8 protein-coding genes are annotated in these 11,786 nt (G+C 41.6%); 5 read left to right on the forward strand and 3 right to left on the reverse strand.

Annotated elements, in window-relative coordinates:
* Positions 1-84 precede the first annotated feature (84 nt).
* The 4 genes from L4C39_RS15595 (at position 85) to L4C39_RS15610 (ending at position 6,350) form a co-directional block, all read left to right on the forward strand.
* Positions 85-1,476 carry an HlyD family type I secretion periplasmic adaptor subunit gene (locus L4C39_RS15595; RefSeq protein WP_017053860.1) on the forward strand — a complete coding sequence of 464 codons (1,392 nt, stop codon included), beginning with the start codon at positions 85-87 and terminating at the stop codon, positions 1,474-1,476.
* A gap of 150 nt (positions 1,477-1,626) precedes the next feature.
* On the forward strand, positions 1,627-2,301 hold the full coding sequence (locus L4C39_RS15600; protein ID WP_371712380.1) for a transglutaminase-like cysteine peptidase: 675 nt from the start codon (positions 1,627-1,629) through the stop codon (positions 2,299-2,301).
* A 5-nt stretch (positions 2,302-2,306) separates the two neighbouring features.
* Positions 2,307-4,217, forward strand: coding sequence for a bifunctional diguanylate cyclase/phosphodiesterase (locus tag L4C39_RS15605; protein WP_136995004.1), 1,911 nt, complete (start codon positions 2,307-2,309; stop codon positions 4,215-4,217).
* Positions 4,218-4,235: 18 nt separating this feature from the next.
* Positions 4,236-6,350, forward strand: a complete 2,115-nt coding sequence (locus L4C39_RS15610; protein WP_113798649.1) for a type I secretion system permease/ATPase — start codon at positions 4,236-4,238, stop codon at positions 6,348-6,350.
* A 95-nt stretch (positions 6,351-6,445) separates the two neighbouring features.
* Here the strand turns inward: L4C39_RS15610 and L4C39_RS15615 are convergent, their stop codons facing one another.
* Complete coding sequence (locus L4C39_RS15615) at positions 6,446-8,122, reverse strand: flagellar assembly protein A (protein ID WP_429746829.1); 1,677 nt, start codon at positions 8,120-8,122, stop codon at positions 6,446-6,448.
* Between L4C39_RS15615 and L4C39_RS15620 the strand changes: the two genes are divergently transcribed.
* Positions 8,102-8,170, forward strand: coding sequence for a hypothetical protein (locus tag L4C39_RS15620; protein ID WP_353958745.1), 69 nt, complete (start codon positions 8,102-8,104; stop codon positions 8,168-8,170). The two genes, L4C39_RS15615 and L4C39_RS15620, sit on opposite strands and share 21 nt — an antisense overlap.
* A 380-nt stretch (positions 8,171-8,550) precedes the next feature.
* On the opposite strand, the gene L4C39_RS15625 is transcribed toward L4C39_RS15620, so the two are convergent.
* Together L4C39_RS15625 and L4C39_RS15630 are read right to left on the reverse strand one after the other, a co-directional pair.
* Positions 8,551-10,719, reverse strand: a complete 2,169-nt coding sequence (locus L4C39_RS15625) for a tRNA(Met) cytidine acetyltransferase TmcA domain-containing protein (protein WP_429746789.1) — start codon at positions 10,717-10,719, stop codon at positions 8,551-8,553.
* Positions 10,720-10,811: 92 nt separating this feature from the next.
* Positions 10,812-11,786: a ParB/RepB/Spo0J family partition protein gene (locus L4C39_RS15630; RefSeq protein ID WP_429746791.1), complete on the reverse strand. Its 975-nt coding sequence runs from the start codon at positions 11,784-11,786 to the stop codon at positions 10,812-10,814.

Below are 11,786 nucleotides of genomic sequence, written 5' to 3' on the forward strand. Positions count from 1 at the left end.
ATTACCTAAAAACTTTAACATTTTGTTAAAATCAGCCTAAAATATCGTTGAGACTTAAACGATGCATGCTGACAAGGAACGCACATGAGTAATAAAAACTACGACAAGCTCTCAAAGAATGAGCTTGATTACGTAGATGACAAAACCGCGGCATTGCTTCTCAATACTCCGACTAGCGCACGATTGATGCTATGGATCATGGTTCTATTCTTTATTATTGCTGGGCTTTGGGCCTCTTGGGCAGAAATAGATAAAGTCACCGTAGGCCAAGGAAAAGTGGTGCCTTCATCTCAAATCCAAATTATTCAAAACCTTGAAGGTGGTTTAGTTAAAGAGATACTGGTTCATGAAGGGCAACAAGTCCAAAAAGGACAACCTCTATTACTGATCGATGACACTCGTTTTCGGTCGGATTACCGTGAGCGAGAACAGCAAGTATCAAATCTAACGGCGAATGTTTTACAACTTTCAGCTTCAATAAGCAGTGTGGTTATCAATGAAGAAGTTTCTCAAAAGAATTGGGAAGACAGCGTAAAAATTGATTATGGAAAACTCGCTTTCCCTCCTCTATTTAGCGAACTTCAGCCGAAATTAATTAGTCGCCAAAAAGCTGAATATCGACAAGATCTTAATAGTCTACGTAACCAACTGTCAGTTTTTGATCAACAAGTCATTCAGCGACAACAAGATCTGATCGAAATTCAAGCCCGAGCCAGAAACCTCAAGAGAAGCTACCAATTCGCACAGAAAGAACTCGAAATTACGGAACCATTAGCTGAAGAAGGCGTGGTACCGCGTATTGAGTTACTAAAACTTCAACGCCAAGTGAACGATACTAGACGTGAACTGACCTCTAGCGAATTGAAGATCCCACTTCTGCAATCTGCAATCAAAGAGGCGATGCTTAGCCGAATTGATGCTGCACTAAAATTTCGTTCAGAGCAGCAAGAGAAGCTCAATGACGCGCAAGACAGGTTATCTGCCATCACAGAATCAGCAGTGGGCTTGGAAGACAGAGTTAACCGTACCAATGTTATCTCACCCGTTACCGGCACCGTAAAAACACTGAACTTCAATACGGTGGGCGGGGTAATTCAGCCTGGGATGGATATCGTCGAAATCGTTCCCACTGAAGATACCTTGCTGGTTGAAGCTAAAATAGCCCCACAAGATATCGCTTTTTTAAGACCTAACTTGGCAGCAATAGTGAAGTTTAGCGCCTATGACTTCACTAAATATGGCGGTTTGGAAGGCGTGTTGGAACATATCAGTGCAGATACAACACAAGACGAAGAAGGGAACAGCTTTTACATTGTGCGAGTTCGTACCGAAAAAACCAACTTTGGTCATGATAAAGAGTTACCCATTATTCCCGGAATGACCGCATCCATCGACATTATCACTGGAAAAAGAACCGTGTTGGAGTATCTACTCAAGCCAATCTTAAGCGCTCGGACTAATGCTCTAAAAGAATAATGCTTTAAAAGAATGATGCTTTAAAAGAGTAATACTCTAAATAAAAAATAGATTGGACATCGAGCTCTATCTTTTGATGAATTCGACGGAAGCCTTAAAGGAGAACAACGTGATAACTAACCTTAACTTCGTGGATACAGTGACTTTTAAATGAAACTTAAGCTAGCAGCTCTTTCATTTTCAATACTATTAGCATCTTTTACATCGCTAGCATTAAACACGAAAGAACAACAGTGGATTGACGCTGTCACTATCACTTATGGTGAACGGGCAGGGAAAAGAGTAAACACTTGGCGAAACCAGATCGCGAAGTTTCATAAGTTGCCAGAAAAACAGCAGCTAACGTCAGTCAATCGATTCTTCAATCAACTCTATTTTGTTAATGATATCGATTTATGGGGAAAAAAAGATTATTGGGCAACACCGCTAGAGTTTCTAGGTAGTAATGCTGGAGATTGTGAGGATTTTACTATCGCCAAATACTTTTCATTACTCGAACTTGGTGTATCAGATAAGAAACTTCGTTTGGTGTATGTTAAAGCAATAGAACTGAATCAGTTTCATATGGTATTAGCCTATTATTCAAAACCCAGCGCCGAGCCTCTGATTTTAGACAACATTAATCCTGAAATAAAACGAGCGTCTTCACGCCCAGATTTACTACCGATTTATAGCTTTAACGGTAAAAACTTGTGGCTAATGAAGTCAAAGAACTCAAGCGGAAAATTAGCTGGTAAGTCATCAAGGCTCAGCTTGTGGAACGATTTACGCTCTAGAGAGCGAAACTTAAACTTAAATAAACCAATTATAAATTATGATGAGTAAGCACTATGACTTTATATAGACAACTTGTCGTGGGGATGACAGCGGTATTTTTGATGCTCATAGCGTCAGTGTTCATTATCGAATTCAATACCACTCGCGATAACCTAGAGCAGCAGCAACGCTCTGAAGTAAATAATACAATCAATACCGTTGGCTTGGCACTCGCCCCTTACTTAAAAGACAATGACACTGTCGCCGTTGAATCAGTAATCAATGCCCTGTTTGATGGAAGTTCGTATTCAGTGGTCAGGCTTATTTTTCTAGATTCAGGTGAAGAAATTCTCCGTTCATACCCTGTCGGTTCGAAAGAGGTTCCAACTTGGTTCACTGACCTTCCTTTATTTGAAAAAATACATGATCGCCGAGTCGTCACCAGCGGATGGATGCAACTTGCGGAAGTTGAAATCGTCAGTCATCCCGGCCCTGCCTACTTACAACTGTGGAAAGCATTTATCGATTTGATCACCGTTTTTAGTGGCATCTTTCTCATAGGGTTAATCTCGATATCTTTGATTTTAAGACACGCTTTAATTCCACTAAAACAGATCGTCAACAAAATGGACCAAATTGCCAACAATCAATTTGGTGAACCGTTAGAAAGGCCAAACACCAAAGATCTCATTTCTGTTGTTGACGGTATCAACCACATGTCGACGCAAGTTGAGATTGCTTTTCAAGCTCAAGCCAAAGAAGCTCAAAAATTACGAGACCGAGCTTACATTGATCCTATTTCTCAACTTGGAAACCGTGCATTTTATCTCGCCCAACTTAACCAATGGTTATCTGAATCAGCCGTTGGTGGCCTAGCCGTTTTACATGCTCAATTCATTAAAGATGAATATGATGAAAAAGGATATGAACAAGGCGATCTTCTTATCCATGATCTCTCTGCACAGCTTAAACATACGATTACCTCAACAGGTGCAACCATCGCAAGGATCTCTTCCGATGAATTTGGTTTTATTCTGCCAAATATGGATGAGAGTGAGTTAAAAATTGTTTCTGACAGCATCATCAATTGCGTGCGCAGTATGGACTCCGATCCTACTGGAATGGCAAATCCTAAGATCTCGCTGGGTGTGACATTTAACCGTACCCCGAAAACAACCACAGAAATTTTATCTTTAGTCGATAATGCGTTATCGACAGCAAAAGCAGATCCCTCTCTACCATACGCGTTAATTTGCAGTGATAAAGGACAAAACATCCTCGGTAAGCAACAGTGGAAAACTCTTGTTGAAGAAGCGATTCACAATGGTTGGGTCAATTTCAGATTCCAAGAAGCCAACAATAGCTGGGGAAAAACATTCCATCGTGAAGTCTTTTCATCAATAGAAAAAGATGGTGAGCGATACAGCGCCAATCAGTATTTATTCGCTCTTGAGCAACTTCAAGCCAGTCACATCTTTGATGAATTTGTTATCCAGTCAATTATTGAAAAATTACATAATGGTGAGTTTGACTGTCCTATCGCAATTAACCTTGCCCAAAGCAGTGTCTCTCAGCCAAGCTTCATTCGTTGGGTGAGCAAGATGTTGGTCAAACACGCCTCCATTGCAAACAAGTTACATTTTGAGATCCCTGAAAATTGCTTTGTTAATGCCCCCCACTACACCGCGTTATTGTGTAATGCTATTCGTACTGCTGGCGCTGATTTTGGAGTAGACAACTATGGTCGTAACTTCCAGTCTCTCGATTACATCAATGAATTCAGACCCAATTACGTGAAATTGGATTACTTGTTCACTCACCACTTAAACGATGAAAAACAGAAATTCACACTGACATCCATCTCTCGAACAGCACATAACTTAGGGATAACAACCATAGCATCACGCGTGGAAACTCAAACCCAATTAGATTTCTTGTCAGAAAATTTTGTTGAAGTGTTCCAAGGCTTCATCGTTGATAAATAAGAATTAAGGTTCAATTGAATGCAAGATCCGCTACTCAATTCGCTTATCTATGTTAGCCGTTATTACGGACTAGCGAATTCACCTGAAGCGCTAATCAATGGCCTACCGCTAACAGACGGAAGGTTAACGCCTTTCCTATTTCCGCGTTCAGCAGAACGCGCAGGCCTAGTAGCAAAAGAAAACCGGTCCAAACTATTGGACATTCCTCTTCTCATTCTTCCTGCTGTTCTACTTCTCAAGAACGGTGGAGCGTGTGTGCTCATCAATATAAACAAAGAGACGCAGGAAGCGGAGGTGATCACCCATGAATCTGGCATGATCCCCGTGAACTTGCCTTTGGCTGAACTTGAAGAGCAATACACTGAACGGTACTTTCTAGTAAAAAAACAGTTTCGTTATGATGAACGTTCGCCGGAAGTACTCAAAACTAGAGAAGGTCACTGGTTTTGGAGTACGTTATGGGAATCACGCAACATTTACCGTGATGTATTGATCGCTTCAATCTTAATCAATATGTTTGCGATAGCCGCTCCTATGTTCACACGAATAGTGTATGACAAAGTCGTCCCTAATCTTGCATTTGAAACCTTGTGGGTACTCGCGAGTGGTATTTTTGTCATATTCACTTTTGATTTGTGCTTAAAGTTACTCAGAAGTTACTTCATTGATGTTGCAGGTAAAAAGTCGGACATTCTGATTTCATCCAAACTATTCAGTAAAGTGATGGGGATCCGCATGGAGTCAAAACCTCCATCCGTTGGGGCTTTCGCTCGCCATCTACAAGAATTTGAATCCATTCGTGAATTTTTCACATCAGCGACGATGTCATCGTTGATCGACTTGCCCTTTGCTCTGTTATTTTTAGGCTTAATCTGGCTGATGGCTGGCAATTTAGTATTAGTACCCATCGTTGGTGTGGTCATCTTAATTATCCACTCTTTACTGATCCAAGGCCCGCTGAAGAAAACCATTGAAGAGGGATCCCGACTTGCCTCACAGAAGTACGCCAATTTAATAGAAAGCTTGGCAGGGTTAGAAACGGTTAAAATTCTTAGTGCGCAGAGCCAGTTTCAGTACCGCTGGGAAGAAGCCGTCGCTCATATGGCGAACTGGAATATTAAAAGCCGTCGCTTAACCGACAGCATCCAAAATGCCGCAGGGTTTGTTCAACAAAGCACAAATGTGGGAATGATTATCTTAGGTGTCTACCTCATTGCTGAAGGCGAACTGACAATGGGTGGGCTGATTGCAGCAACCATGTTAAGCGGTCGTGCCATTGGCCCACTGGTTCAACTATCCCTACTATCAACGCGATACAACCAAGCTAAATCGTCAATGACCATCATTGAACAAGTGATGTCCATGCCTGATGAACAAGAAGAAGGAAAACGCTACATTCATCGTCCAGTCATTCAAGGGAAAATCGAACTCGATAATGTTACTTTCCATTACCCTGACTCGCCAGTCGCATCCATTCGCGGGCTCTCCTTAACCATTACCCCAGGAGAAAAGGTCGCCATCATTGGCAGAATAGGCTCAGGAAAAACAACGCTAGAACGCTTGATTATGGGCCTGTATAAGCCAACAGAGGGTCATGTAAGGATTGATGAGACCGATATTGAGCAACTTCATCACGTAGATGTCAGACGCAATATAGGCTGTGTTCCACAAGACAGTAATCTATTCTTCGGCTCGATTCGAGATAACATTACTTTAGGCCGAACATTAGTGGACGATCGCGATGTAATGGATGCCGCTAACCGAGCTGGGGTCACGGTATTTACTCAACAAGACCCTGCGGGTTTAGAGCGACAAGTTGGCGAAGGTGGTTTGCAATTATCAGGAGGCCAGCGACAAGCCGTTGCCATTGCGAGAGCATTTTTAGGTCGACCTCCAATTTTGCTATTGGATGAGCCCACAAGTGCCATGGATAATCGCTCTGAAATGCATATCAAGCACCAGTTGAGCCAATTAATGCCAAGTGAGACATTAATCCTAATTACTCATAAAACTTCAATGTTAGATATTGTCGACCGCGTTATTGTTATGGAAAAAGGCAACATCATTGCCGATGGACCAAAAACGCAAGTATTAGCTGATTTGAAGAGAGGGAAAGTAAAAGCAGCAAGTTAACTCTGATCTTACTTGTATTGTTAATATGGGTATCTAAAAAATTATTGATAATAAAGCTCTTATCACTTGATAAGGGCTTTATTTTTAAGTATTGATTACATCGAAATATCGTCATCTGACTCAGCGTCACTTCCCTCTGCCAACTTGGACTCACAAGATATCTCGTAATGATTAAATGAAAAAACACTCGGCCCATGTACTCGTTTCGTCGTAATAAACTCATCGCCATAATGAACACTCACTCGGGTGTACACCTTATCAATCACATCTACCGTCGCTGTTTCCAGTAAGCCATCAAATTCTAACTCAAGTCCTTCAAGGTGTTTTTTCACTTTTTCCAAAGTCACACTATTTTGAGCTTTCATCTGTTCAATAATGTGCGCCTCTTCATCACTCCGCTCTGCTTTTGGTTTTTTCTTAAACTCCATCTCTTTACGAATAACATCCATTGTTGCAGCTTGCGCGATTTTATACTGCTCTTTGTACTTAGCTATTTTCTCTTTATACATGTCGTATCGAGCAAAAGGGATAACTTTTGTTGCATTGTCCCCTTCAACACCTAAATGCACACATTGAATTTTGCGTCCAACTTTAGCGCAACCACCGTTTAAGGTACCTTGCTTTTGGTTAGCGTCTTCAACAATTAAATCATGACCACAGCGAATTTCATTATTCATGCTATGCACGCTGAGTCTTATATCTTGTCCCGCTTGCAAATCTGAAAATTGAGCGTAGTTAGCCGTTATTGAGCCGCTAGATCTCACGTGACAGGTTTTTTCCTCACCATCACTTACGGTGTGACCAATGATCCCTTTTCCTACTTGTATGTCGCCTTGAGCACGAACATCGGCCGACTCAATAAAACCACCAATAGTGATTGAACCCGTCGCTTTGACAATCATCCCCGGTTCGACATCTCCAGCAATAACGACGCTACCTTTAAATTTTATATGCCCCGTAGCCACGCTTACATTTTTCACACACATGGCGTTATCTACATCAATGGTTTTAGGCTTGATTAGCGGCATACCAGCAAAACTTGCGAGTAATAAGTTGGGGTTATCTGGGGAGATATGAGTCCCCTTACCAGGCTGGAGTGCGACATCATTTCCTGGCTGAGGCGGGATAATTTTGCCTTGAACAGTAAATCCAGCCTCACCTTTTGTTGACGGGATTCTTTTCATTACTTGTTCGTTTTCAGCGACCGTAATCGTCTCACCTAGATTACGCATATCCAACTTACCAGTGCTAGTTTTATCGCCCTGAGGCTTAAGAACTTGTTTAGTAACATCATCCACCAAAGGGATAAACTGGCTGTCAGTCCCTTGAATCGGCATTTTCCCCTGAGCAACGGGTTGATTGAAAACCTCACCTCCAGCTAAACTTGCGCTTACGGCCATGACTTTTTTTAGGGCTAACTTATTTATGCCTTTCGTTACATGAGCAGTTGCGAGCGCATGAACAATTTCGTTACCACGTAAACCTCGCCCACGATAAGCACCTGTAATCACCATGGTGGCAAGCATATCGTTATCAGTGACTTCAACAACCGATGTCGCATTACGAGACTCAGCAATGACGAAACCTTCATAAGCATCACCTTTACCATCTTTTGCGCAATTAATGAAACGAGTTACCTCTGATTCTAATAAGCATAAGTCTTGGGCATCTAAAGCATCAAGCGCTTCATCTAACCCTGTCTGATCGAAATTGCTTTCAACGACAACCGTCGATGGCAGTTTCGCAATGACCTGCTTATCGTCTTCAGACATAGAGACAACTTTATTCCACATATTTACGCTCTCATACAGACAACTTAGACATTATGGAATCAGTCTATCCAAATTATAAAATAGTTAGAATGCTGTCATATCAATAATCAGCGTTACATCACTTACTTTCATTGTGGAAAAAACGAAATAATTATGCGCATTGATTGGATACGATTTATACCATGATTAATCGTATCTATTGTCTCTTCACTTTCCTCAACTTATTGAGTATTCGTATTTTTTACAAATTATTGACGTCATAAATATGCCAATAGATCATTAGCCATCGGTGAATCTTTGAGTAGGTTAGTACTGAAGTGGCATCAAGATGAGATAGGAATAAGGTTAAACTTTTGATGTTAATTATTGGCGCAGTGACGTTCTAGAATAACGAGGCGTTTTACAGTGTAAATCGCCCCTTCGGCTATTTATTTACAGTGTAAATTGAGCAATAACTGGAGATGATCTCGAACATAACGCTCAGCCTGTTTCCTGCCTGACAGATCCAACATATCACAACACTGAACCCAGCGATGTTTTTGGATCACTTTCAGTATGAGCAAATCACTGATTTCATCTTTGTGACTCAGCGACATCTCTATAATGAACTTAGACGCGATAACTGCAATCCCATCAAAACTACCACCGCCTGAAATATAGCAATCAAGAAGATGAATCTCATCAGATGAAATTGAATCAATAGAAAGGGATGGTAGGAGAGTGAGAACCAAATCCACTTCCATTGCAGATAATGAATCGGAAACAAGATAACTCAGATTCTGAATAAACCGTTGATGTGATTTTTCGTACCAAACCTCAGTGGCTGCACCAAACGGCTTAACCATGAGTAAAGAGTGGCAACCACTTGCTTGATCGCGTTGATGACCAATATGTAATGCTTCGTATCCAGCCTGATTCCAGAATGAGACAAGTTGCTGAGTCGCCCCGAAACTCGTCGCAAGATAATCAAAATCAAGAGTTGAAGATTCGAGTTTATTAAGCATGAAAGAACCCAATCCGTATCCTTGCAACTCAGGATGAACCGCAATACGCATGACACGCAAACACTTCTGCTTCGCCGCTACAGTGGCTCCAAGATGGTTAGCAAGAGTCGTTGGGACTAAGTGTCCTTTAGGTCGTCGTTTGCCACGTTGAATATCATCGATTAAATCATCAGAGAGATTTCCCTCTTCAACAACAAGAAGGCAGCCAATACAATCTGTGCCAGAAAAAAGTCCAAATAGATGAATTGAGTCATCGGCTAGAAGTTGGATCAAATCATTTGGTGTTGTTTGATAATGGGCATTAACCAACAATGCAAAACACGCCCGTAGAGGATTATGGATTCCATGACACTGTTCATTCAGTATATCCACTTCAGGAACAGCATGACGGCTAAGCGCAGCTTCAACTAACTTAGCCCCAATTAACTTAGCTTTATCCAAATGTAGCCAACTCATCCTCTCTAAGCTCTGTTCTTCAATCCAACGCTTAGAGCGCTCAACATCTATCGGCTCAAGTTCGACATTGAGAAGAAAACTATCAAAGAGCCACTTTTCTAAAGGGTCACCAACATTCCAACGAATAGGCTGCTCTAAATAAAATGGCTTCCAACCCGGTCTTACCTCATTAAGCCACGCTTGAAACTTTAGTCCAAAGCCTCGCCCACTCCCTTCGTATCCATGAACTGTGGTAGAAAAAACAATTCGGTGATGATGCTGAACATATCTTTTGAGCATGGGTAATGGAATGGCCGCGGCTTCGTCAACAAACAATACATCACACTCGTTAATTCGGTTTAGAAGCTCATCGGGCGCAATAAATTCAAGTGATGACGATGAGGTCTGCAAATGATGCTTTGTGATAAAAGTGGAGCTTGGTAAGCCCTTAAAAGCATGCTCAAAAATAGGAGCAACAGCTTGAGAATTAGGAGCCGTGACCATTATCTTAAGAGGGCGTTCACTCATCAACTGAGATGCAGCGATACCAAGTGCACTACTCTTACCACGGCCTCTATCTGCTGTTAATACGAGTGGCCGCTTACGATGTCCGAACACGACATTTTTTATCATGTCTATCGCTTCCGTTTGCTGGCGAAAGGGCGTAGGAATAGAAAGAGGAGTATCACCTAGGGCATCATCAACAATGACAGAAGGAAGAGCTGGCAAGCCCCCCTCTGAATCAATCAAATAGAGTTGAGACAAACAACCCTTCAACCAATGCTGCGCGATAGACTGTTCTTCATTTTCTGCGATTAAGATGAATAACAGCCCTCCCCCAACTAACGAACCAAGCGCAGAGCTAAAACTATTGGCATCAAACCCATCGCGAAAGTCGCAGATCAACCGCTGACACTCTCTCCCTAAAAAGCGTTTACCTTGTTTAAAACTAACAGATTCGCAATTTGTTCTCTTTGTTCCACCAAGCTGAAAAAATGTAGGTTCGTTTAACTGAGTGGATTGTAAAGTATCCGCCAAGTGGTATGAAAGAAGCGTATCTTGCCATCGGGCGTCGCCATCTAACACAACACCATAACGGTGATTGTTTTTCTTTGCGATATCGACAAGATCAATTAGAAAGGATTGTTGTGAATTCATAAGGGTTCTCAAGTTAGTCTACGATAATATTATCACAAGACATAAAAAAAGCCGCACTTGGCGGCTTTTGAGAACATAGTAAAATATTGAAACTAGTTTAATTTTGTTTGAACAAAATCTAGAATTTCCTGCATGGTCGCATCGTCAATTTTTTTCAAATTCAACGCTAAATTAGCACCTTTTCGGCTATAGCTCGCTCTGCCTTTTACAAACTCTACTTTTGCTGTCGTCGCATTTTTCTTAGGTGGCGATAACTGATAGATCCATTCTTCAATCGTTTCAGTCACATCTTTTGTTAAGCGAGCGACACCTTGAGCTTGGCTACGTTGCCAAACAAAGCCGTCTTCAGATAAACACTTATCAAGTAAAGTTGACTGTTCTTGTGTGCTTAACTCGCCAAATTGCTTGTGTAACTTAACAATTGTAGGACGCCCCAAGTCACCCACATTTGGGTATGCTTGCAACAGTTCGAGTGGCAATGACGCTGCTTTCAGTGCCCCACTCACTAATGCTTCGCTACATTGAAACATTGCTGCTAATGCTTTTTGATCTTCCACTTCACCACTATCGAGCTTAGCTTGCATCTCTTTACCCTTCTCATACAGAGAAAGTGGCTTATGAGCATTTGCAACATCAGACAAAAACTTAGCGCGTTCGGCATTGATATCATCAGCGACGTAGATTAAAAACTCTTTTTCCGCAAGAATACATGACATGCGACGACGGCTACCGTCTAGAACTTCGATTCTTCCATCTTCAGTTCTACGACCAACAGCAGGATATTGCTGTCCACGTTCACGCAATGTCGTTAAAACATCAGACAAAGCATGTTCATTTAAAAATGATTGTTCACGGGCATTTTCCGCAAAAACAACCGTCTTTTCTGTGATGCTATTCGCTGGGATTCGGATCAATTCGAATGAAACAAGTTCCTCTCCGGCCACCGCCAACTCAATAATCTGAGTCTTATCTTTTGCTGCGGTTTGTGCTTCTTGAGGAGTGACAACTCGGCGCTTATTTGCTTTACCAAATAATTTAGCATTCAAGTCAGAAGTTTTAATAGCCAT

The organism is Vibrio clamense (genome assembly GCF_050337905.1).
Classification (GTDB): domain Bacteria; phylum Pseudomonadota; class Gammaproteobacteria; order Enterobacterales; family Vibrionaceae; genus Vibrio; species Vibrio cortegadensis.

What these genes read in the sequence shown, in the direction of transcription:
- L4C39_RS15625 (WP_429746789.1), bottom strand. Translation starts at nt 10,719, where the DNA reads ATGAATTCACAACAATCCTTTCTAATTGATCTTGTCGATATCGCAAAG.
- L4C39_RS15595 (WP_017053860.1), top strand. Translation starts at nt 85, where the DNA reads ATGAGTAATAAAAACTACGACAAGCTCTCAAAGAATGAGCTTGATTAC.
- L4C39_RS15630 (WP_429746791.1), bottom strand. Translation starts at nt 11,786, where the DNA reads ATGGCTATTAAAACTTCTGACTTGAATGCTAAATTATTTGGTAAAGCA.
- L4C39_RS15605 (WP_136995004.1), top strand. Translation starts at nt 2,307, where the DNA reads ATGACTTTATATAGACAACTTGTCGTGGGGATGACAGCGGTATTTTTG.
- L4C39_RS15615 (WP_429746829.1), bottom strand. Translation starts at nt 8,122, where the DNA reads ATGTCTGAAGACGATAAGCAGGTCATTGCGAAACTGCCATCGACGGTT.
- L4C39_RS15610 (WP_113798649.1), top strand. Translation starts at nt 4,236, where the DNA reads ATGCAAGATCCGCTACTCAATTCGCTTATCTATGTTAGCCGTTATTAC.
- L4C39_RS15600 (WP_371712380.1), top strand. Translation starts at nt 1,627, where the DNA reads ATGAAACTTAAGCTAGCAGCTCTTTCATTTTCAATACTATTAGCATCT.